The 20,660-nt window shown below is 62.5% G+C and carries 20 protein-coding genes and 1 pseudogene; 13 read left to right on the top strand and 8 right to left on the bottom strand.

The window, feature by feature from the left end:
* Positions 1-113 precede the first annotated feature (113 nt).
* Positions 114-752, top strand: coding sequence for a TetR/AcrR family transcriptional regulator (locus tag AC3ZU9_RS00105; protein ID WP_043205286.1), 639 nt, complete (start codon positions 114-116; stop codon positions 750-752).
* On the opposite strand, the gene AC3ZU9_RS00100 is transcribed toward AC3ZU9_RS00105, so the two are convergent.
* The 4 genes from AC3ZU9_RS00100 to AC3ZU9_RS00085 all read right to left on the bottom strand — a co-directional run bounded on the left by AC3ZU9_RS00100 (position 749) and on the right by AC3ZU9_RS00085 (position 6,472).
* Positions 749-4,276 carry a molybdopterin cofactor-binding domain-containing protein gene (locus AC3ZU9_RS00100; RefSeq protein ID WP_490090096.1) on the bottom strand — a complete coding sequence of 1,176 codons (3,528 nt, stop codon included), beginning with the start codon at positions 4,274-4,276 and terminating at the stop codon, positions 749-751. The two genes, AC3ZU9_RS00105 and AC3ZU9_RS00100, sit on opposite strands and share 4 nt — an antisense overlap.
* 5 nt (positions 4,277-4,281) lie before the next feature.
* Positions 4,282-4,764, bottom strand: a complete 483-nt coding sequence (locus AC3ZU9_RS00095; protein WP_012723985.1) for a (2Fe-2S)-binding protein — start codon at positions 4,762-4,764, stop codon at positions 4,282-4,284.
* Between the two features lie 160 nt (positions 4,765-4,924).
* A complete protein-coding gene (locus tag AC3ZU9_RS00090; protein WP_043206229.1) occupies positions 4,925-5,359 on the bottom strand; it encodes a MarR family winged helix-turn-helix transcriptional regulator in 435 nt (144 codons plus the stop codon).
* 60 nt (positions 5,360-5,419) lie between these two features.
* Complete coding sequence (locus AC3ZU9_RS00085; RefSeq protein WP_490090095.1) at positions 5,420-6,472, bottom strand: 2,5-dihydroxypyridine 5,6-dioxygenase; 1,053 nt, start codon at positions 6,470-6,472, stop codon at positions 5,420-5,422.
* A gap of 307 nt (positions 6,473-6,779) precedes the next feature.
* Here AC3ZU9_RS00085 and AC3ZU9_RS00080 point away from each other — a divergent pair, with 307 nt between their 5' ends.
* The 6 genes from AC3ZU9_RS00080 to AC3ZU9_RS00055 all read left to right on the top strand — a co-directional run bounded on the left by AC3ZU9_RS00080 (position 6,780) and on the right by AC3ZU9_RS00055 (position 13,263).
* Complete coding sequence (locus tag AC3ZU9_RS00080; RefSeq protein ID WP_490090094.1) at positions 6,780-7,913, top strand: FAD-dependent monooxygenase; 1,134 nt, start codon at positions 6,780-6,782, stop codon at positions 7,911-7,913.
* Positions 7,910-8,707 carry an alpha/beta fold hydrolase gene (locus tag AC3ZU9_RS00075; RefSeq protein WP_012723981.1) on the top strand — a complete coding sequence of 266 codons (798 nt, stop codon included), beginning with the start codon at positions 7,910-7,912 and terminating at the stop codon, positions 8,705-8,707. The genes AC3ZU9_RS00080 and AC3ZU9_RS00075 overlap by 4 nt, the downstream gene beginning before the upstream one ends.
* Positions 8,708-8,721: 14 nt before the next feature.
* Positions 8,722-9,474, top strand: a complete 753-nt coding sequence (locus tag AC3ZU9_RS00070; protein ID WP_093546316.1) for a maleate cis-trans isomerase family protein — start codon at positions 8,722-8,724, stop codon at positions 9,472-9,474.
* Between the two features lie 165 nt (positions 9,475-9,639).
* Entirely contained in the window at positions 9,640-10,272 is a 633-nt protein-coding gene (locus AC3ZU9_RS00065) for an N-carbamoylsarcosine amidohydrolase (protein ID WP_043205282.1), read from the top strand.
* A 177-nt stretch (positions 10,273-10,449) separates the two neighbouring features.
* Positions 10,450-11,760: an MFS transporter gene (locus AC3ZU9_RS00060; protein WP_046034237.1), complete on the top strand. Its 1,311-nt coding sequence runs from the start codon at positions 10,450-10,452 to the stop codon at positions 11,758-11,760.
* A gap of 357 nt (positions 11,761-12,117) precedes the next feature.
* On the top strand, positions 12,118-13,263 hold the full coding sequence (locus AC3ZU9_RS00055) for a MalY/PatB family protein (RefSeq protein WP_012723977.1): 1,146 nt from the start codon (positions 12,118-12,120) through the stop codon (positions 13,261-13,263).
* Between the two features lie 55 nt (positions 13,264-13,318).
* Here AC3ZU9_RS00055 and AC3ZU9_RS00050 read toward each other — a convergent pair whose 3' ends face one another.
* Positions 13,319-13,534 (bottom strand): TOBE domain-containing protein, encoded by a 216-nt coding sequence (locus AC3ZU9_RS00050; RefSeq protein ID WP_003173733.1) that lies wholly within the window; start codon positions 13,532-13,534, stop codon positions 13,319-13,321.
* 318 nt (positions 13,535-13,852) lie between these two features.
* Between AC3ZU9_RS00050 and AC3ZU9_RS00045 the strand changes: the two genes are divergently transcribed.
* The 3 genes from AC3ZU9_RS00045 to AC3ZU9_RS00035 are packed head-to-tail and all read left to right on the top strand — an operon-like array spanning position 13,853 to position 16,366.
* A complete protein-coding gene (locus AC3ZU9_RS00045; RefSeq protein WP_490090093.1) occupies positions 13,853-14,809 on the top strand; it encodes an aliphatic sulfonate ABC transporter substrate-binding protein in 957 nt (318 codons plus the stop codon).
* A gap of 22 nt (positions 14,810-14,831) precedes the next feature.
* The gene (locus AC3ZU9_RS00040; RefSeq protein WP_046034239.1) at positions 14,832-15,653 is read left to right on the top strand and encodes an ABC transporter permease; all 822 of its coding nucleotides are present in this window, start codon (positions 14,832-14,834) and stop codon (positions 15,651-15,653) included.
* A complete protein-coding gene (locus tag AC3ZU9_RS00035) occupies positions 15,650-16,366 on the top strand; it encodes an ABC transporter ATP-binding protein (RefSeq protein ID WP_490090092.1) in 717 nt (238 codons plus the stop codon). Before AC3ZU9_RS00040 ends, AC3ZU9_RS00035 begins: the two co-directional genes overlap by 4 nt.
* Positions 16,367-16,526: 160 nt before the next feature.
* On the opposite strand, the gene AC3ZU9_RS00030 is transcribed toward AC3ZU9_RS00035, so the two are convergent.
* Positions 16,527-17,447: a FecR domain-containing protein gene (locus tag AC3ZU9_RS00030; RefSeq protein WP_490090091.1), complete on the bottom strand. Its 921-nt coding sequence runs from the start codon at positions 17,445-17,447 to the stop codon at positions 16,527-16,529.
* Entirely contained in the window at positions 17,444-17,962 is a 519-nt protein-coding gene (locus tag AC3ZU9_RS00025) for a sigma-70 family RNA polymerase sigma factor (RefSeq protein WP_046034241.1), read from the bottom strand. The genes AC3ZU9_RS00030 and AC3ZU9_RS00025 overlap by 4 nt, the downstream gene beginning before the upstream one ends.
* Before the next feature lie 238 nt (positions 17,963-18,200).
* Here AC3ZU9_RS00025 and AC3ZU9_RS00020 point away from each other — a divergent pair, with 238 nt between their 5' ends.
* The gene (locus tag AC3ZU9_RS00020) at positions 18,201-19,166 is read left to right on the top strand and encodes a threo-3-hydroxy-L-aspartate ammonia-lyase (RefSeq protein WP_490090090.1); all 966 of its coding nucleotides are present in this window, start codon (positions 18,201-18,203) and stop codon (positions 19,164-19,166) included.
* Positions 19,163-19,543 (top strand): RidA family protein, encoded by a 381-nt coding sequence (locus AC3ZU9_RS00015; protein WP_046034243.1) that lies wholly within the window; start codon positions 19,163-19,165, stop codon positions 19,541-19,543. The genes AC3ZU9_RS00020 and AC3ZU9_RS00015 overlap by 4 nt, the downstream gene beginning before the upstream one ends.
* Here the strand turns inward: AC3ZU9_RS00015 and AC3ZU9_RS00010 are convergent.
* Entirely contained in the window at positions 19,531-20,157 is a 627-nt protein-coding gene (locus AC3ZU9_RS00010) for a helix-turn-helix transcriptional regulator (protein WP_490090089.1), read from the bottom strand. The two genes, AC3ZU9_RS00015 and AC3ZU9_RS00010, sit on opposite strands and share 13 nt — an antisense overlap.
* 258 nt (positions 20,158-20,415) lie before the next feature.
* Between AC3ZU9_RS00010 and AC3ZU9_RS00005 the strand changes: the two are divergent.
* Positions 20,416-20,660, top strand: a pseudogene (locus AC3ZU9_RS00005) (ribonucleotide-diphosphate reductase subunit beta); the annotation flags it as partial.

Here is a 20,660-nt window from a genome sequence, read left to right as displayed (position 1 = left end):
TGGCGTTTTTATTACAGAACTTGTCGGTCATAGAACGGACGCGAAAAAGCCCATGCTATATTCCGCGCCCTGACTGTCGTGCAAGGCGCCCTGATAGGGCGATGAAGAGGGATATGGCGATCAAGAAAACCGGCATCCGCGCCCAACAGGCCGACCAGACCCGCGCGCGCATCCTCCAGGCGGCGGTCAAGGTGTTTACCCGTGACGGTTATTCAGGCGGCCGTGTCGATACCATCTCCAAGGAAGCCGACTCCAACGACCGCATGCTGTATTACTATTTCGGCAGCAAGGAACACCTGTTCGTCTGCGTGCTGGAACACACCTACGAACAGTTCAACAAAGCCGAAAGCAAGCTCAAGCTGAGCCTGGACGCACCCGAGCAGGCCCTGCGCGACTTGGTGGCGTTCATCTGGAATTACTACGTCAAGCATCCGGAATTCGTGGCGATCCTGAGCATCGAGAACCTGCACCAGGGCAAGCATGCCCAGCAGTCCGGCGAGATGCGCAGGCTGTCGGGGGAAGCGGTGGGCGTGCTGAAGCCGATTATCGAAGCCGGCCAGGCGCAAGGCGTGTTTCGCCTGGATGTGGACCTTAAGCACGTGTACTTGATGATTGCCTCGCTGTGCTACTTCTATAACTCCAACCGCCATACCCTCAGCTCGTTCCTCGGTGAAGACCTGGCGGACAAAGGGCCGCAGCAGGATTGGCTGGGGTTTATCAGTGACCTGGTGGTGCGCGGCGTCACGCCCTAGTGCGTACCGGGGTTGGCGCGCAGATGCGCCACCTTCTGTTCCACCCCCTTCCACTGCGGCGCATTCGGCGCGAATTGCCCGCGCAGGTACGCCGCCAGGTCCGCCACCTGGCTGTCCGACAAACTGTCCTTGAACCCCGGCATATACCCCAGATCCCGGGTCGCCGGGTTGCTGATGCCCTGCAGAATCACCTTGATCAAATTATCCGGCTGATCGCTGTGCACATTGGTATTGTTCGCCAACGACGGGCTCACCCCAAACAGTTTCGGCCCCAGGCCGTCGGCATGACAGGCCTTGCACGAACCTTCGAAAACTCTTCGGCCATTGGGGTTGGGTACGGTCACAGCAGCGGCCACCGGGACGTCGGCCGTCGCATTGCCGTTAAGCGATGCCAGGTACACCGCCATGGCGCGGATATCCGCCTTGGGCAATTTCGACAACTCACTCACCACCGGCCCCATCGGGCCTGCCGCCACGCCGTGGGCGTCGGAATAGCCGGTGCTCAGGTAAGCGAACAGGTGCTCTTCGGTCCACGGCGTCGGTGACTTGGACAAGCCATTGAGCGCCGGCGCCTCCCAGCCATCGACCATGCCGCCCGCCAGGAACGCCTTGCCGCCCTTCTCCGCCCCCATCACGTTGCGCGGCGAATGGCACGCGGCGCAGTGACCCAAACCGTTGACCAGATAATTGCCGCGATTCCATTGCTCACCGCGCTCAGGCTGCGGCGTGATTTCACCACGCCGCACATTCAGTGCATTCCACCCCGCCATCAACGGCCGGATATTGAACGGAAAGCGCATGGCGTTCGGCGTTGGCGCCTGGCTCACCGGCGCCTGGGACATCAGGTAGGCGTACAGCGCCTGCATATCCGCGTCGGTGATATTGCGAAACGCCGTATAGGGAAACGCCGGGTACAGGTTGCGCCCGTCACGGCCGATGCCGTCACGCATCGCCCGCTCGAACGCCGAGTACGACCAGGCGCCAATCCCGGTCTTCACGTCCGGGGTGATATTGCTGCTGTACAACGTGCCGAACGGCGTTTCCATGGCCAACCCACCGGCATTGGGCGCGCCACCGGGCGCTGTATGGCACACCGCGCAATCGCCCACCGCCGCCAACAAACGCCCGCGCTCCAGGGTGGCCTTGGACCAGGTGCCGGCACTGGGCGGTGCAATCGGTGCGATTTCAGCCTGGAACGGCCAGGCTGTCGCCAGCACCGCGCCCAAGGTGGCGAACAGCGCGCCGAACCACCATTTTCGGCGTTTTTCCGGCGACTTGACCGGCTCACCCAGGGTCGCCGCATTCAGCGCCGCCAGCACCCGCTCCGGGGTGATCGGCAACTCGCGAAAACGAATGCCGGTGGCGTCGTAGATCGCATTGGCGATCGCCGCCGCGCTGGGCACCGACGCCGACTCACCGGCGCCCATGGGCGGTTGGTCCTGGCGCGGCATCATCATCACGTCGATCTGCGGCACGTCGGGAAAGGTCAGGATCGGATAGCCGCCCCACTCCTTGCTCGCCACGGTCGACTCTTCAAAGGTCACGCGCTCCTTCAGTACGCGACTGGTGGACTGGATCACATTGCCATGGATCTGATGCTGCACCCCGGCCGGGTTGATCATCATCCCCGAATCATGGCCGATCACCACCCGCGTCACCGACACATCGCCGGTCTGCTTGTCGATGGCCACGTCCGCCACCCAAGCCGCCCAGGCCGCGCCGAACCCGGGAAACTTGCTGTGGATGTAGCGCGCGTAGGCAAAGCCACGGCCACGCAGCAGATGGTCTTCGTTGGCGGTTTGCATCGGCGCGGTGCGCGGTGACCAGTTGGCGCGTTCGGCGGTGGATTTCACCAGGTCGATGGCGCGCTCGTCCTTGAGGTAGCGCAGGCGGTATTCCACCGGGTCGACGCCGGCGGCAAAGGCCAGTTCGTCGATATAGGATTCATGCGCAAAGGTGTTGGGCAAGGCCGATACGCCGCGCATCCACGAGGCGCGCACAATGGGCGCCATGTCGTTGATGGTCACGCGCATATTATCGATGTCGTAGGGTGGGATCGAGGTGCGGTCGCCCATCTCGAACATCGCCGCCACCGGCTCGACACGGCCTGTCAGCAACAGCGCCAGGGTCGGCGCGCCGTTGGAGGGATAGCTGGTTTCAAAGTCGTAGGCGGCAATGCTGCCATCAGCGTTGAGGCCACCGTCCACATCCATCAGCTGCGCGGTGCCCTTGGGCTCCCACAGGTGTTCCTGTTCGCGGGTCAGTTGCACGCGCACCGGCTTGCCGACCGCACGGGATAACAGCAAGGCATCCGCACACACATCATCGGCGCAATTGCGCCCGTAACAACCGGCGGCCTCCATGCGGATCACGTCGATCAGGGTTTCTTCGCACTCCAGCAACCACGCCAGGTCAGCGCGCAACAGGTGCGGGTTCTGGCTGCCCGACCATACGCGACTGCCGGAAGGCGAGTAATCGGCCACGCCACAGGAGGGGCCGATCGAGCCATGCATCTGGTACGGCCACAGGTAAGTGCGGGGCATACGTTGACTGGCATTGGCCAGGGCCGCATCGACGTTGCCCTGGTCGAGGACGGTGCGCCGCACACGGGGGTTGTCGCGGATGGCCTGCTCGACATCGCTCATGTCCGGCAACGCGTTGTTCCAGGGTTTCCAGTGCACCTGCAAGTCGGCGGCCGCCTTGATCGCCTGCTCTTCCCGCAAGGCCACCACGCCCACAAAATCGCGGATCACCACCACCGCAACGACGCCTGGGATATGGGCGATGGACGATTCGTCCACGCTCAGCAGGCTATTACCGACAAACTCCCCGCAATCAAGCCCGGCATACGGCGGGCGGATCACCCGGCCATGGAGCATGCCCGGCACGCGCATGTCGTGCACGTAGGTCAGCTCGCCGGTGGCCTTGCCTGGGATATCCACCCGTGCAGCGCCCTTGCCCACCAGGCGATACTCCTCAACCGCCTTCAGCGGCGCATCACCGCTGATGCGCAGTTGGTCGTGCTGGCCGCTGACCAGTTCAAAGTAGCTGGTGGTGCGCCCGTCCGCCGCCTGAATAACGCCGGCGTCCACCTTAAGACTGGCGGTGCTCACGCCCCAGCGCCCCGCCGCCCGCGCCAGCAGAAACCGCCGCGCCTCGGCGGCGGCATGGCGCAGGGGCACGGCGGAAATCTGCAGCGTCGCACTGGCAATGGTCGCGCCCTGATTGGGCACGCGTTCGGTGTCGCCGAGCACCATCTTCACCTGTTCCATTGTCAGGTCGAGTTCCTCGGCCACGATCTGCGCCAGTGAGGTGCGAATGCCGGTACCCAGGTCCACATGGCCATTGAATGCGTACACCCGCCCGTCATCGCTCACCGCGATAAACAGCCCGAGTTCCTTGGGTTTCACAGTGGGCGTGCCACCCTTGGCCACCGGCCCCGAGGGCGGCAGCACGTCATCGACGATCAGCAAGACGCCGGCCTTGGCCAGCCACTGGTTACGGGAAAGCGGAGTGTCTGTCATGGTCATCAATCCACGGTCATCAAGCGGGCCGCACGCAGCACGGCGCGCAGGATTTCGATATGGGTGCCGCAGCGGCAGAGGTTGCCCGACAGCGCGTTGCGTACCTCGGTTTCGCTGGGGTGGGGATTACGGTCGAGCAAGGCCTTGGTGGTCATGATCATGCCGTTGAGGCAGTAGCCGCATTGCGCGGCCTGCTCATCGATAAAGGCTTGTTGCACCGGGTGCGGCGCCTGCCGCGTGCCCAGGCCTTCAAGGGTGAGAATCTCGCGCCCCACCGCACCTGCCAGCGGGAACACGCATGAGCGCGCCGCCACGCCATCGATGATCACGGTGCAGGCACCGCACTCCCCCAGGCCGCAGCCGTATTTGGGGCCATTGAGTTGCAGGTCATTGCGCAGCACCAGCAACAGCGGCGTGTCCGCCATGGCGCTGACTTCGCTGACGTGCCCGTTGACCTCAAGCGCTACCGTGATGTGCTGGCTGATCATTCGCTTCGCCCGTAACAGTTGATGAAGCAGGCACTACATGAAACAGTCAAAAAAAAGCATCGCGGACCTGGGGCCTCACGACACACTTGACTGATGAAGTGACTACTACATGAACTCAGAGCAAAAACGGTGCCAAAGGACCGTATGGTGAGTGGGCTGTTTATTCCTGAGGGTCGTCGATCATCTTGCGCAACAGGAACAGCACCGCGACGCGTTCGGCGGGGTTGAGGTTGCTCATGGTCAGTTCGCTGATCTGCGCGGCGCGAGGTGCAGTCTGGGCAACCAGCTCGGCGCCTTCCGGGGACAGGTCGACCACCACTTTGCGCTTGTCCTGCGGGTCCGGCTCCAGGCTGATCAGCGCCTTGGCCTTCAGCCGCTCGACGATACCGCGAATGGTCGCCTGGTCCACCGCAGTCGCCTTGACCAGTTCCGTCAGGGAACTTGCACCGTGATCGCGCAGCGCACACAAGGTCACGAATTGCACGGCGGTGAGCTGCGAGTCGCCGACATTCTGCTGAAAGATCGCCAGGTGGCGCTGGTAGGCCTTGCGCAGCAGGTGGCCAACTTGTTCAGAAAAGACGTAGGAATCAGGCACGGCGCAGCTCGGTGGATGGTTAAAGTGGGGAGGCATGATACTCCATCCCCATACCGATGATCAGCGCGCGAGAGAGGCTCGCGGCGCCACCACATCCCCCGCAATAACGACGGCCTCATTATCCAGATACACATCGCAATTGCGCAGCGGAATGTCCATATGGCACGGCGTCTTGCGCGTTCCGCCCACTTCGGTATTCGGCCCGGTGGAGAACAGGAAATTGCCATAGAACGCCCGCGCGTCCATGCACATGCCGTCGTTTTTGTCGTGCAGCCCCATGGCCGTCCACTGCGCCCGTGGCTGCAGGCCCCAGCCGATATGGGAGATGCCGTACACCTCGGGGTCATTGAAATACTTCATGTAGTCACGCAGATATTCGGCCTCGAAACCGCCATGGATGTTAGTGATGAAGCCCTTCTCGATCTCCAGGGTGATCTTCTCGCGGGTGTAGGTCTTGAACGGCAGCAGGATGTCGCCGATGTCCAGCACCAGCACGCCTTCGGCGGTTTCTTCGTTGGGCCAGGAGAACAGGAAACCGCTCGGCCAATGGTCCCAGCGCCCCGGCTCATCGGCGAAACCGTATTCCGTCACCGACGGGTATTGCCCCAAGGCCGCACGGAAGTCGCTGCCGGCGCGGGACGTCACCTGAATCGAGCGCGCCTTTTTCAGCCACTGCTCCGCCGCCAGCACACGCACTTTGTCTTCTTCGGTGGGCAGCATCCGCGCCAGCACTTCCGGCGGCTCCACGGCCAGCAGGATGCGCGTGCCGGTCTTGAGGATCTGCTCCTGCTCCGGCGAGTGCAGCAGCATCATGGTGTCGACGATCAGGTCGGCGGCTTCCAGCGCGCGTTGCGCCGCGAGATTGCCGGTCAGCGCAGTGTCGCCGCAGTAGGCGGTCATGTCGTTACCCATCGCCTTGGGATGGTTGAACGACGGCAACTCCACCGCATACACCTTGGCCCCCAGGCGCTGCGCGGCGTCCATCGCGGCACGCACGGTGCGCGGGTCGGAGTAATGGCTCTTGAGCACGGCAACGCTCTGGGTCGGGTCGACCTTGGACAGCGTCAACACGTGTTCAAACATCTGGGTCAGTTCGCAATCGCTTACCGGCATTTTCCTGTCTCCTGTGGGCCTGCACCAAGTTCAAGCACTGCGCTTCACTCTAGTGCATTTTTATAGCGTATACGTCATTTAATAACGATAAGACCCGAATTGCAGGCAGACTGCAAGCGGCGCACCAAAACGTTACCTATCGAAACAATTCCAGTATTTATTGGCCAAATAAAGTTACACAGGACAACTATCGCCAAAAAACATATTTGCAGAGATGGGCTTCCCATTTCAAAAAATGAGCGTATACACTTTAAAAACCTTGCGGACAGACGCCGCCAAAAAATCAAAAGACAGAGGAACACGCCCCATGGGAAGCACTCAGAAAATCGCCATCGTCGGCGCCGGCCTCGGCGGTGCCGCCGCTGCCACCCTGTTGCAGCAAGCTGGTTTCGACGTGGATGTGTATGAGCAGGCGCCGGAGTTTTCCCGACTGGGGGCCGGGATCCATATGGGCCCCAACATCATGAAAATCTTCCGCCGCATGGGCATCGAAAAGCAGCTGGACCTGATGGGCTCGCACCCCGAGCACTGGTTCAGCCGTTGCGGCGAGACCGGCGACTACCTCTCGCGCATCCCGCTCACCGGCTACGGCGCGTCCTACATCACCGTGCACCGTGGCGACCTGCACGCGTTGCAGATGTCGACCCTCAAGCCCGGCACCCTGCACTTCAACAAGCGCCTGGAAACCCTTGAAGAAACCGACACCCAGGTGCGCCTGACCTTCGCCGACGGCCAGGTGACTTACGCTGACATCGTGATCGGTGCCGACGGCATCAACTCCAAGATCCGCGAAGAACTGCTCGGCGCGGAAAAACCGCTGTACAGCGGCTGGGTTGCCCACCGTGCGCTGATCCGGGGCGACCAGTTGGCCAAGTACGACCTGAAGTTCGAGGACTGCATCAAGTGGTGGACCGAAGATCGCCACATGATGGTCTACTACACCACCAGCAAGCGCGACGAGTACTACTACGTCACCGGCGTGCCCCATGCCGAATGGGACTTCCAGGGCGCATTCGTCGACAGCAGCCGCGAAGAGATGTTCGACGCCTTCAAGGGCTACCACCCCACCGTTCAAGCCCTGATCGAATCCACCGAAAGCGTGACCAAATGGCCGCTGCGCAACCGTAACCCGCTGCCGCTTTGGAGCCGTGGCCGCCTGGTGCTGCTCGGCGATGCCTGCCACCCGATGAAGCCGCATATGGCCCAGGGCGCCGGCATGGCCATCGAAGACGCGGCGATGCTCACTCGCTGCCTGCAGGAAACCGGCATCAGCGACTACCGCACCGCGTTCCAGCTCTACGAAGCCAACCGCAAGGAACGTGCGTCACGCGTACAAGCCGTGTCCAACGCCAACACCTGGCTGCGCACCCAGGAAGACCCGGCCTGGGTCTACGGTTATGACCTGTACGCCCAGGAACTGAAATCGGGGGTGGCCGCGTGAGCACCTTCCTCTACGGCGGCAACGTGCAGGCCAATGGCATCCGCCAGCATTACCTGCGTTATGGCGGCAAGGGCCCGGCGCTGATCCTGATTCCCGGCATCACCAGTCCGGCGATCACCTGGGGCTTCGTGGCCGAGCGCCTGGGCGCGCGGTTCGACACCTACGTGCTGGATGTGCGCGGTCGTGGCTTGTCCTCGACCGGCCCCGCGCTGGATTACAGCACCGATACCTGCGCCGAGGACATCGGCGCGTTTGCCGACGCATTGAACCTGCACAGCTACCACCTGATGGGCCACTCCATGGGGGCACGCTTTGCCCTGCGCAGCGCGGTGCTGCATCCCCAGGGCGTCAATCGCGTGGTGTTGATCGACCCGCCGGTGTCCGGCCCGGGCCGACGCGAATACCCAAGCAAGCTGCCGTGGTACGTCGACTCGATTCGCCAATCCCTGATCGGCATGGACGCCGAGGCGATGCGCGCCTTCTGCGCTACCTGGACCGACGAGCAACTGCAACTGCGCGCCGAATGGCTGCACACCTGCTATGAGCCCGCCATCGTGCGCGCCTTCAATGACTTTCACACGGTGGATTTCCATCAGCACTTGCCGTCTCTCAAGGCGCCGGCCCTGCTGATGGTGGCCGGGCGCGGCGGCGTGATCCTCGACGAGGACATTACCGAAATCCAGGACCTGCAACCGGCCATCCAGGTGGCCCGCGTACCGAATGCCGGGCACATGATTCCGTGGGATGACTTCGACGGTTTCTTCCACGCCCTCGGCGACTTCCTCGAACAATAACCCTGGAGACCACCATGCAGAAGCCCTACCGCATCGGCCAGATCGTGCCGAGCTCCAACACCACCATGGAAACCGAGATCCCGGCGATGCTCACCGCCCGCCAGGCGATCCGCCCCGAGCGCTTTACCTTTCACTCCAGCCGCATGCGCATGAAACAAGTGCGCAAGGAAGAACTGGCGGCCATGGACGGCGAGTCCGACCGTTGCGCCGTCGAACTGTCCGACGCCAAGGTCGATGTGCTGGGTTATGCGTGCCTGGTGGCGATCATGGCCATGGGTCTGGGTTATCACCGCAATTCCGAACAACGCCTGCGCAAGGCCACCGCCGACAACGATGCCAATGCACCGGTTATCACCAGCGCCGGGGCCTTGATCGAAGGCCTGAAAGTAATGGGCGCCCAGCGCATCGCGATTGTCGCGCCGTACATGAAGCCACTGACCGAACTGGTGGTGAACTACATCCGCGAAGAAGGCTTTGAGGTCGTGGACTGGCGTGCCCTGGAGATCCCCGACAACCTCGAAGTGGCCCGCCACGACCCGGCCAACCTGCCGGCCATCGTCGCCGGGATGAACCTGGAAGGTGTCGACGTGATCGTGTTGTCCGCCTGCGTGCAGATGCAATCGTTGCCGGTGGTGGCCAAGGTCGAGGCGCAAACCGGCAAGCCGGTGCTGACGGCCGCGATCGCCACCACTTACGCCATGCTCAAGGCCTTGGACCTGGAACCCATCGTTCCCGGCGCGGGCGCGCTGCTCTCCGGCGCCTACTGAAACCGCATCTGTGATGAGCAGGTTTTTTGTAGTGAGCGGGCTTGCCCCGCGCTGGAGTGCGTAGCGCTCCCGCTTTTTTGGGGCCGCTTCGCAGCCCAGCGCGGGGCAAGCCCGCTCACCACAAATAAACCGCTCACCACAGCTATGAATGAGGAGATTGGGAAGATGAGCGAACAATCCGCCGACGCCAATTATCAGGGCGTCTGGGGCAACCGCATCGGTTTCGGCAAAAAAGCCGCGCTGCTGATGATCGACTTCATGCAGGGCTACACCACCGAAGGCGCGCCATTATTCGCGCCGGGCGTGGTCACGGCCGTGGCCGAAAGCGTCGAGCTGCTGGCCACCGCACGCGAGCACGGGATTGCGGTGGTGCACACCAATATCCGCTACCATCCCGGCCATTTCGTCGACGGTGGCATCTGGGTCAAGAAGGCCCCGGTGATGAAAGACATGGTCGAAGGCAACCCACTGGCCGCGTTCTGCGCCGAAGTATTGCCGCAAGCCGATGAAGTGGTGATCACCAAACAGTACGCCAGTGCGTTTTTCGGCAGCAGCCTGGCGCCGATGCTGCATGCCCAGGGCATCGACACCGTGGTACTGGCCGGTTGTTCCACCAGCGGCTGCATCCGCGCCACGGCGGTGGATGCGGTGCAACACGGGTTTCGCACCATCGTCGTGCGCGAATGCGTCGGCGACCGGCACCCGGCGCCCCATGAGGCCAACCTGTTCGATATCGACAGCAAGTATGGCGACGTGGTGAGCAAGCAGGAGGCGATGAGCAAGTTCAGGGAGCCATAAGACGGTACCGAGAACCGCGCCATAGAGCGCGGTCTTGAACAAACTGAGGCCTGAAATGCAAAACCGAAAGACCTCAGTCTTCTGACACTGCCTTTGGAAGTCGCTTCTACAGCACTCCGAAGTGCTGGAACAAAAGCGGCTGTATAAAAACCATAAGTCACCGCCAGGAGACACCCAATGCCCATTGCGAATGCAGCGCCCGCGACCACCGTCGCCGACCCGGTCAACACGCTTTACCACAAGATCACCTGGAAGCTGATTCCGTTCCTGTGCTTCTGCTACCTGGCCGCCTACCTCGACCGCATCAACATCGGCTTCGCCAAACTGCAGATGCTTGACCAGTTGCAGTTCAGCGAAACCGCGTTCGGCCTCGGTGCCGGCCTGTTCTTTGTCGGCTACATCCTGTTCGAAGTGCCGAGCAACCTGGTACTGGAACGGGTCGGCGCGAAGATCTGGATCGCGCGCATCATGATCACCTGGGGCCTGCTCTCGGCTTGCACCATGCTGGTCACCTCCACCACCCAGTTCTACATCCTGCGTTTTCTGCTCGGTGCTGCCGAAGCGGGCTTTCTGCCGGGCGTCCTGTACTACCTGACCACCTGGTTCCCCACTCACCGACGCGGGCGGATCATCGCGCTGTTCATGATCGGCCTGCCGCTGTCCAGCGTGATCGGCGGCCCGTTGTCCGGCTGGATCATGGGCCACTTCGACCACATGGGCGGCCTGCGCGGCTGGCAGTGGCTGTTCCTGATCGAAGCGGTGCCCAGCGTATTGCTCGGCGTGCTGACCTTCTGGGCACTGCCCAACACCTACCAGCAAGCCAAATGGCTGTCGGACGAGGAAAAGGCCCTGCTGGAAACCGAACTGCGCAAGGATGACGCCGACGGTGCCGACAGCAAGCACAGCTTCCGCGACGGCTTCTTCAACCTCAAGGTGTGGATGCTCGGCGGCATCGATTTCTCGATCCTGCTCAGCGCTTACGCCATGGGCTTCTGGATGCCGACCTTCATCCGCAATGCCGGGGTCATCGACACCTTCCATATCGGCGTGCTCACCGCGTTGCCGAGCGTTGCCGCCCTGCTCGGCATGCTGCTGATCGGCGCCAGTTCCGACAAGCACCGCGAGCGCCGCTGGCACATCATCGTGCCGTTTTTCATCGGCGCGGCGGCCATGGCCACCAGCACCTTCTTTACTCATAACGTGGCGGCCACCGTGGCGCTGTTCGCGATTGCCTCGGCGGCGATCATCGGCGCGGTGCCGGTGTTCTTCAGCCTGCCGGCGACCTTCCTCAAAGGTACGGCGGCGGCCACCGGCTTTGCCCTGGCCTGCTCGCTGGCGAATATCGCCGGCCTGGTGAGCAACTCGTTGATGGGCGTTGCGATCGACGTCACAGGCAGCAGCGCCGGTGCCTTATGGTTTTTCGCCGGCTGCCTGATTCTCAGCAGCTTCCTGGTCATCGCCTTGCCGGCGAAACTGGTGAACCGTTGATAACAACCCTTTTTGCGGATAAATCACCCTGCAAGGCTTCTTGAAAAACTGTGCGCTGCTTGTCGCGGTCGGCCTGTGCGCCCGCGCCTTGCGTGGAAGCGCGTGTTTCTCAAGGGGTATATCCGTTACCTGATGTATGGAGATCAAACTGTGGGAGGGGGCTTGCTCCCGATAGCAATGGGACAGCCACAGATGCATCAACTGACACACCGCCATCGGGAGCAAGCCCCCTCCCACAGTTTTAACCCAGTACGGCACACCTCAACAACGGTAAGCGCCAATCAACCCTGGCCTATAAAAATAATGACGCTAGAATCAGCCCCATTCCCGCGCCCGACGCACTGACACGAGCCCCCCATGAGCTTTGATTTCGACACGATCCACCCCCGCCTAGGCACCGGCAGCACCAAGTGGAACCGCTACCCGCACGACGTTTTGCCGATGTGGATCGCCGACATGGACATCGCCGCCCCACCCGCCGTGCTGCAAGCCTTGCACGCGCGCCTCGACCAGCAGGTGCTCGGCTACAGCGTCGCCGGCCCGGATGTGCGTGAGGCGATCATTGCCGATTTGTGGGCCAAGTACGCCTGGCGCGTACAGCCGGATGAGTTGCTGTTCCTGCCCGGCGTCGAACCGGGTTTCAACATGGCACTGCACGCCTTTGTACAACCCGGCCAACCGGTGGTACTGCAAACCCCCAACTACCGGCCGATCCGCCTGGCGCCGGGGCACTGGAACCTGCCGCGCATCGAAGTCCCCTTCGAACTGGTCGACGGCGAATACCTCACGCCCCTGCCCGCCATGCGTCAGGCGCTGACCGGTGCCGGCGCGCTGCTGTTGAGCAACCCGCATAACCCCATGGGCAAAGTCTTCCCCCGCGAAGAACTGCTGGCCGTGGCCAACGCCTGCCTGGAACACGGCGCGCTGATTATCTCCGACGAAATCCACGCCGAGCTGTGTTTTGATGGCCGACGCCACATTCCCACTGCCAGCCTCAGCGATGAGATCGCCCAGCGCACGATCACGCTGATGTCGGCGAGCAAGGCGTATAACGTCGCTGGCCTGAAAACTTGCTTTGCAGTGGTCCAGAACGCCGAGATCCGCGAGCGCTTCAACCAGGCGCGTTGCGGCATGGTCGACAGCGTCAGCCCCCTGGGTCTGGAGGCCACCCGCGCCGCCTACAGCCAGTGCGGCGACTGGCTTGATGCGTTGGTGCAGTACCTGCAAGCGAACCGTGACTACCTGCTCGAGGCCGTGCAAACCCGCCTGCCCGGCGTGGTGATGCAGGTGCCGCAAGGCACGTTCCTGGCGTGGCTGGATTGCAGCGCCCTGGGCCTGGATGATCCGCAGCAGTTTTTCCTGGAGCAGGCCAAGGTCGGGTTGAGCGCCGGTATCGAGTTCGGCGATGACAGCCAACAGTTCGTGCGACTGAACTTCGGCTGCCCACGAACGATGCTGGAAGAAGGCCTGCAACGCATGGAACGCGCCCTTCGCCAACGCTGAAGCGTGCATCTATTAATGAGGGCCCCGGCTTGCCAGCGCCCTCATTCGATTGGGTTCACAACTTGGCGATGGACACTTCCGTCGATTTCACAAAGGCAATCACTTCGCTGCCCACTTTCAACTCCAGGTCACGCACCGAGCGGGTGGTGATCACCGAGGTGACGATGCCGGACGCGGTCTGCACGTCGATTTCCGACACCACTTCCCCCAGCAGGATTTCCTTGATGACGCCCTTGAACTGGTTGCGCACGTTGATCGCTTTAATGGTCATGTCGGCTTTCCTTTTGGCTGTTGGGTCAATCCGCACGAATGCGCAGGCCCTCAACATGCGCCACCCACGAAAACATTAAAAGGAATATATAACTCTTTATTTATTCGATACAGATATATAAGAACTGTTGCATCACCAACAGCTGATCAACAGTTTGCGCATTCGCGCTACAGCTTTAGCCCCTTCAAGCCCCGTAAACACGCCTCCGAACCAGATGGCACAGAGACTGCATATTCCCGAAAAGCATGATGGAACATGCCGTTTAATTTTTCTGGATATAAGAAAAGCCTTCTCTCAACGCCTTGCCGGAGCTGTTCCATGAACCCCTTCACCCGACGTTTACTCGGCGCCTGCGCCCTCGCCCTCTGCCTGCAACCGCTGGCCCATGCCGCCGACACCGACCCCGCCGAAGTCAATCTCGACTATGCCTACTACTCGCCCGTCAGCCTGGTGCTCAAGCATTTTGGCTGGCTGGAACAGGCCCTGCCGAACAGCAAGGTCGGTTGGGTCCTGAGCCAGGGCAGCAACCGGTCGCTGGAATACCTCAACAGTGGCGGCGTGGATTTCGCTTCCTCCGCCAGCCTGTCGGCGGTGTTGAGCCGCGCCAACGGCAGCCCGATCAAATCGGTGTATGTGTACAGCCGCGCCGAATGGACGGCCCTGGTAGTGCGCAAGGACTCGCCGTTCAAGAGCGTCACCGATCTCAAGGGCAAGAAAATCGCCGCCACCAAAGGCACCGACCCGTACCTGTTCACCCTGCGCAGCCTGCAAAAGGCCGGGCTGAAAAAAGACGATGTGGAGCTGTTACACCTGCAACACCCGGATGGCCGCACCGCCCTAGAGAAAGGTGACGTGGACGCCTGGGCCGGTCTTGACCCGCACATGGCCGCCAGCGAAATCCAGGCCGGTTCGCGCCTGCTGTACCGCAACAAGGATTTCAACAGTTATGGCGTGGTCAGCGTCACCGAAAAATTTGCCAAAGCGCATCCGCAGACCATCACCAAAGTGCTCGGCGCCTATGAAAAGGCCCGCGACTGGGCGGTGAAGCACCCGGATGAATTCGCCAAGCTGCTCGCCGACGAATCCGGCCTGCCGCTGGAAGTGGCCAAGCTGCAACTGTCGCGCACCGACCTGAGCACGCCGTTCCTGAGCAGCAAGGATGTGCTGTCGTCCAAGGCCGCCGCGCCGATCCTGGTGTCCGAAGAGTTGGTGCGCAAAGGCGTGAATGTGGACCAGGTGATCGACCAGTTGATCGACACCTCGTTCGGCCACTGACACTAAGGAGAAGGAGCGCGTGATGACCAGCAAAACCCAAGCATTGCCCCTTGCCGCGCCCGTGGCGATCAACCGCAGTGCCTGGCCGAGACGGCTCAAGGGCCTGGTGGTGCCGGCGCTGATCCTGCTGGTGTTGGAAGTGGTGGTACGTGTGGGTTGGCTGCCGTCGTACCAGATGCCGGCGCCCAGCGAAATCGCCGTGACCCTGACGGACCTCGCCGAAGGTGCACTGTGGAAACACATCAGCGCCAGCCTCGGCCGGGTGCTGCTGGGCTTTGCCATCGGCGCCAGCCTGGCGTTGATGTTTGCCGCGTGGGTCGGCTTGAGCCGTGAGGCCGAAGCCTATCTGGAACCGACCTTCGCCGGGCTGCGCTCGATCCCAAGCCTGGCCTGGGTGCCGCTGTTGCTGCTGTGGCTGGGCATCGACGAAACGTCGAAGATCGTGCTGATCGCAATCGGCGCGTTCTTCCCGGTGTACCTCAATGGGGTTGCGGCCATCCGCGATATCGACCGCAAGCTGGTGGAAGTCGGGCAAATGTATGGTTTCAATCGCCGCCGCCTGGTGCGCCGCATTTTATTGCCCGCCGCCCTGCCCGGCCTGTTTACCGGGTTGCGCAGCGGCTTGAGCCTGGCGTGGATGTTTTTGGTGGCGGCTGAGTTGATCGCGGCCACCAAGGGCCTGGGTTATTTGCTCAGCGACGGGCGGGAAACCTCGCGGCCGGATATCGTGCTGGCCGCGATCATTGTGTTGGCGCTGCTGGGCAAGGTCAGCGATGGCCTGCTCGCGGCACTGGAGAAGCGCTGCCTGGCCTGGCGCGATACGTTTCAGGGAGCCGGACAATGAGCGCACAGCCTCTGCTGGACATTCACGTGGCGCGTAAAAGCTTCGCCCACACCACCGTGCTGAACGAGGTGCGCCTGACGTTGCAACCGAGGGAAGCCGTGAGCCTGCTGGGCCCCAGCGGCTGCGGCAAAAGCACCTTGCTGCGCATCGTCGCCGGCCTGGAAAAGGACTTCCTGGGCGAACTGCACAGCCCGGAGGGCGAAGTCGCCTTTGTGTTCCAGGAACCCCGGTTGATGCCCTGGCTCACGGTGGAACAGAACATCGGTTTCAGCGATGACAACCACTACGACAGGGCCTGGGTCACGCAACTGATCGAGGAAGTCGGCCTCAAGGGGTTTGCCCAGGCGCTGCCCAAGGCGTTGTCCGGCGGCATGGCACAGCGGGTCGCCATCGCGCGGGGCCTGTATTCACGCCCGCAGGTGTTGTTGCTGGATGAACCCTTCAGCGCAGTGGACGCGTTTACCCGCATGAAGCTGCAGGACCTGCTGCTGCAACTGGCCAAACACCATGCCATCGCCTTGCTGTTGGTGACCCATGATGTGGACGAGGCGCTGTACCTGAGCGACCGTGTGCTGGTGATGGACAACCGGCCCAGCAGCATTCGCCAGGAACTGGCGGTGGACCTGCCGCACCCAAGGGACCGGCGTGATCCGCTGCTGGCCCGGCTCAAGGCACTGGCCTTGACCGAGCTGCACCGCGCCCATGTGATCTAACACCACTGAGACTTGTAGTGAGCGGGCTTGCCCCGCGCTGGGCTGCGAAGCGGCCCCAATAAAAAACACCGCGGTCTGTCAGACAGAGCCGGGTGTTTGGTTTTAGGGCCGCTTCGCAGCCCAGTGCGGGGCAAGCCCGCTCACTACACAAACGGGGTGATCAGCTCATTGCTTTGCGCAATGTCACCCAATACCGTGTCCGCGCCTGCAGCTCGAGCCCCAGGGTCGAGGCAAGCAAATTGAGGATGCGGTCGGTGTCGTCGAGGCGGAAGCTGCCGGTCACACGTAAATTCTCCAGGTTCGGTTCCCAACGCAAAACACCTGGCCGATAACGTTCCAGCTCCCGCAAAAAATCGCCCAGCGCCTGGTTCTGCGCCGTCAGCACACCGTCGCGCCAGCCCAGCTGCGACACATCAAACGGCACCCAGGCACCCAGCCCGCCGGCTTTCAGCGGCGCTTGCTGCCCCCCCTGCAGGGTCGCCATCTGCCCGTTCCGGTCGCGCACTTGGACTGCGCCCTTGAGCACAGACACCAGACAGCCGGCCGCCTGTTGTCGTATGCACACGTCGGCCTGGCTGACGCTCAACTCGCCGTAGCGGGTCTGCACGGTCATCGCGGTCGCGCCGGGAAGATTCAGCGCCAACTCACCGTCCACCAGCGTGATACGCCGCTGTGCCAGGTCCACATCCACCGCCGTGGCGGTATTGAGTTGCAGGTTGCCGCCGTCATCCAAGGGGATACGCTTGCGCTCACCGGTGGCGGTGTGCAGGTCGGCGCGCCATACCTCGATGGGCAATTGACGGCTGACCAACCAGGCCGTCGGCACCAAGGCCGCGATACCCAACGCGCGCTTGAGCACGGCGCGGCGTCCCGGTTGCGGGCGGTCGAGGCTGGCCATCGCCAGGGCCTGGGGCAAGGCGCTGAAACGCTGGCGCAGGGTCTGGGCTTTTTGCCAGGTCTGTTCGTGCTGAGGGTGGCTGTCCCGCCAGTGCTGCAAGGCGGCGTGATCATGCTCGGTGGCCGCGCCAGACTCCAACAGCGCCAGCCATTGGGCGGCGGCGCGGGCCACGTCACGGCTCACAGGTCCACCAACAGGCAATGTTCGTAAGCCTGGGCCATGTAGCGTTTTACCGTGCGTTCGGAGACGTCGAGGCGCTCGGCGATCTCCCGATAGCCCAGGCCTTCCAGTTGGCTCCAGAGAAAGGCGCGGCGGACCAGCACCGGCAAGCCATCGAGCAATTCATCCAGGGCTTGCAGGGTTTCCAGCACCAGCCAGCGCTGCTCGGGCGACGGCACACAGGCTTCCGGCAGGTTCGCCAAGGCCTGCAGATAGGCCTGTTCGAGGCTGCGCCGCTGATGGAAATTCACCAGCAGGCGCTTGCCGACGGTCACCAGATACGCGCGCGGCTCCTGCATCTGCGCAATCGGCTGGGCGCTGGCGAGTACCCGTAAAAACGTATCCTGGCTCAGGTCCGCGGCATCCCAGGCATTGCCCAAGCGCCGGCGCAGCCAGCTTTCCAGCCAGCTGCGATGGTCGCGGTACAGGCTCGACAACGTCAGCTCGGGGGCGTGGGTCGAAACAACAGCATCATTCATGGCAAGCGACCTGCGCGGCGCGAGTGAGTCTCAAATGAGATTCATTCTATTTAATATCGCAGTCAGACACCATGATCTTTTCAACCTTGCGCTAAGTGGGCGATGCAGTCGGCGAGTCGGACCAACATCGTATCCTGCCGCGATCAGAGAGGTTCGAAACGCCAGCACTCCCACACGAATCTTTACTATCTGTCTTGTTATGGATATTTTATCCAGACATGCCATTGAGGTCCGTCCCATGCACCTGCCGACTTACCAAGACGTCATCGCCGCCGCCCAACGCCTGGAGGGCGTTGCCTGCCTGACGCCGGTGTTCACCTCTCGAACGCTCAACGCACAGACCGGCGCCGAGGTCTTCATCAAGTGCGAGAACCTGCAGCGCACCGGCTCATTCAAGTTTCGCGGCGCCTTCAATGCACTGTCGCAGTTTGACGCACGGCAACGCGAAGCCGGGGTGGTGGCGTTCTCGTCGGGCAACCATGCCCAGGGCATTGCCCTGGCGGCGCGTTTGCTGGGCATACCGGCAACGATTGTGATGCCCGGCGATGCGCCTGCCGCCAAGGTCGCGGCCACCCGCGAGTATGGCGCCAGCGTGGTGCTGTATGACCGCTTTACCGAGGACCGCGAGCAGATCGGCCGTACCCTGGCGAGCGAACACGGCATGACCCTGATCCCGCCCTACGACCATCCGCATATCCTCGCCGGCCAAGGCACCGCCGCCAAGGAACTGCTGGAATTCACCGGCCCCCTGGACGCGTTGTTCGTCGGCCTGGGCGGTGGTGGCATGCTGTCGGGCACGGCGCTGTCGACCCGCGCCTTGTCGCCGGAGTGCCAGTTGTACGGCGTCGAACCCGAGGCGGGGAATGACGGCCAGCGCTCGTTTCGCACCGGTAACATCGTACATATCGACACCCCGGCGACCATCGCCGACGGCGCCCAGACCCAGCACTTGGGCAACTACACCTTCCCCATCATCCGCGAGCAGGTGAACGACATCCTTACGGTGTCGGACGCACAGTTGGTGGCCTCGATGAAGTTCTTCATGCAGCGCATGAAAATGGTGGTGGAACCCACCGGCTGCCTGGGCCTGGCCGCACTGCACGCGTTGGGCGACCAGCTCAAGGGCCAGCGCGTGGGCATCATCGTCACCGGCGGCAACGTCGATCTCCAGAAGTACGCCACCCTGCTCAGCGAGGCGCCATGAACATCATCCACACCCCCACGGCGGCAAAGCCTGCCGGGCATTACTCCCAGGCCATCCGCCACGGCGACACGCTGTATATCTCCGGGCAACTGCCGGTCAGCCCGGACGGGCGGCATAACCTGTCGGCGCCGTTTGCCGAACAGGCCCAGGTCGCACTGGCGAATGTGTTGGAAATCCTCAAGGCGGCCGGCGGCACGCCGCAGGATCTGGTGAAAGTCACGGTGTACGTGGCGGGGGTCGAACACTGGCCGGCGTTCGACCAGGTCTACGCCGGCGCACTGGGTGATCACCGCCCGGCACGCGCGGTAGTGCCGGTGCCCGAGTTGCATCACGGGTATCTGGTGGAGATTGAAGCCGTCGCGCGTTACTTGGCGTAGGTGTAGACCGCCGCGCGCGACACGCCCAGGTGCGAGGCTACGGTTTCCATGGCCCGGCGCACATCCATGCAGCCGGCATCCTTGAGCTCACGCATCAAGGCACGCCGGTCCGCGGTCTTGAGCGCGCGCGGCGTGGTGGCCAGGCGTGCGGCGAACTGATCGATGCGCGCACGAATGGCGTCGGCGCCGGACGGGTCGAGAGACTCACGGGGCGTGTCGCCACTGACAGAGCCGAACTGTTCCAGCATGCCCTGCAAGCCTCGGAACAACGAGAGGTCGACGTTCATGCACAAGGCCGCGACGTATTGTCCGCGGGTGTCCTTGATGCCGATCGAGGTGCTCTTGACCTGGCGGCCGTCGGCGAACTGGTTCTGATAATTGGCAATGACTGGCGGGTACTCGGGATCGGCAATCCGCGCCAGGCCCAGCTCAGTGGCCGGGTCGCCAGGCTGGCGGCCCGAGAGGTTGTTATGGATCGCCAGGATCGCGTGCTGCGGGTCGCGCAAGTCGTGCAGCACCACTTCGCAGAACGGGCTGAAGGTTTTGCTCAAGCCTTCGGCGATCTGTTCGAGCTGGCTGATCAGGTGGGTGTCTTCGCGCAGGGTCTTTTTCATGCAAGACAACATATCCAGTCCTGGACAGGGCGTCAATCAAGCGCCCGGCAGCGACCCCAGACCGCACATCTTGTGCGTTGACCATCGTCACCACACCCCATATAGTGTGCCCACAAACAGAACAGACCACTACATAGTGTGCAGTATCGGTAAATACCGACCACACTATGCGCCGTATTTCAATGCCTAACCGCCTGCAAATTTTATATTTTGGACGGCCCCATAGGCCGTCAGAACAGACCAGAAGGGAGTATTTCAATGCTGAGTTGGGATGAAGTCGACAACGAAGACACCGGTGCAGCGGTGATCAAGGGCGCCAACGCCGGCCACGCCAGCGAAGCCAACATGGACCGCCTCGACGGTGCCGGCGCCGCCGCCGCGCTGGAAGCCCGTAACGTGACCGCCAACGACTCCGCTGCGATCATCCGCGCCAAGGCCGCCCTCGACAAACTCGACGTCGCCGAAGGCCTCGCCGAACTCGAAGGCTCCGCCGCCCGCGTCGC

Source organism: Pseudomonas sp. A39 (assembly GCF_058145955.1).
This window is presented reverse-complemented; position numbering and strand designations above follow the sequence as displayed.

Coding starts and splice junctions, on each gene's coding strand:
- AC3ZU9_RS00105 (WP_043205286.1), top strand. CDS start 114: ATGGCGATCAAGAAAACCGGCATCCGCGCCCAACAGGCCGACCAGACC.
- AC3ZU9_RS00100 (WP_490090096.1), bottom strand. CDS start 4,276: ATGACAGACACTCCGCTTTCCCGTAACCAGTGGCTGGCCAAGGCCGGC.
- AC3ZU9_RS00095 (WP_012723985.1), bottom strand. CDS start 4,764: ATGATCAGCCAGCACATCACGGTAGCGCTTGAGGTCAACGGGCACGTC.
- AC3ZU9_RS00085 (WP_490090095.1), bottom strand. CDS start 6,472: ATGCCGGTAAGCGATTGCGAACTGACCCAGATGTTTGAACACGTGTTG.
- AC3ZU9_RS00080 (WP_490090094.1), top strand. CDS start 6,780: ATGGGAAGCACTCAGAAAATCGCCATCGTCGGCGCCGGCCTCGGCGGT.
- AC3ZU9_RS00070 (WP_093546316.1), top strand. CDS start 8,722: ATGCAGAAGCCCTACCGCATCGGCCAGATCGTGCCGAGCTCCAACACC.
- AC3ZU9_RS00065 (WP_043205282.1), top strand. CDS start 9,640: ATGAGCGAACAATCCGCCGACGCCAATTATCAGGGCGTCTGGGGCAAC.
- AC3ZU9_RS00060 (WP_046034237.1), top strand. CDS start 10,450: ATGCCCATTGCGAATGCAGCGCCCGCGACCACCGTCGCCGACCCGGTC.
- AC3ZU9_RS00055 (WP_012723977.1), top strand. CDS start 12,118: ATGAGCTTTGATTTCGACACGATCCACCCCCGCCTAGGCACCGGCAGC.
- AC3ZU9_RS00050 (WP_003173733.1), bottom strand. CDS start 13,534: ATGACCATTAAAGCGATCAACGTGCGCAACCAGTTCAAGGGCGTCATC.
- AC3ZU9_RS00045 (WP_490090093.1), top strand. CDS start 13,853: ATGAACCCCTTCACCCGACGTTTACTCGGCGCCTGCGCCCTCGCCCTC.
- AC3ZU9_RS00040 (WP_046034239.1), top strand. CDS start 14,832: ATGACCAGCAAAACCCAAGCATTGCCCCTTGCCGCGCCCGTGGCGATC.
- AC3ZU9_RS00035 (WP_490090092.1), top strand. CDS start 15,650: ATGAGCGCACAGCCTCTGCTGGACATTCACGTGGCGCGTAAAAGCTTC.
- AC3ZU9_RS00025 (WP_046034241.1), bottom strand. CDS start 17,962: ATGAATGATGCTGTTGTTTCGACCCACGCCCCCGAGCTGACGTTGTCG.
- AC3ZU9_RS00020 (WP_490090090.1), top strand. CDS start 18,201: ATGCACCTGCCGACTTACCAAGACGTCATCGCCGCCGCCCAACGCCTG.
- AC3ZU9_RS00015 (WP_046034243.1), top strand. CDS start 19,163: ATGAACATCATCCACACCCCCACGGCGGCAAAGCCTGCCGGGCATTAC.
- AC3ZU9_RS00010 (WP_490090089.1), bottom strand. CDS start 20,157: ATGAAAAAGACCCTGCGCGAAGACACCCACCTGATCAGCCAGCTCGAA.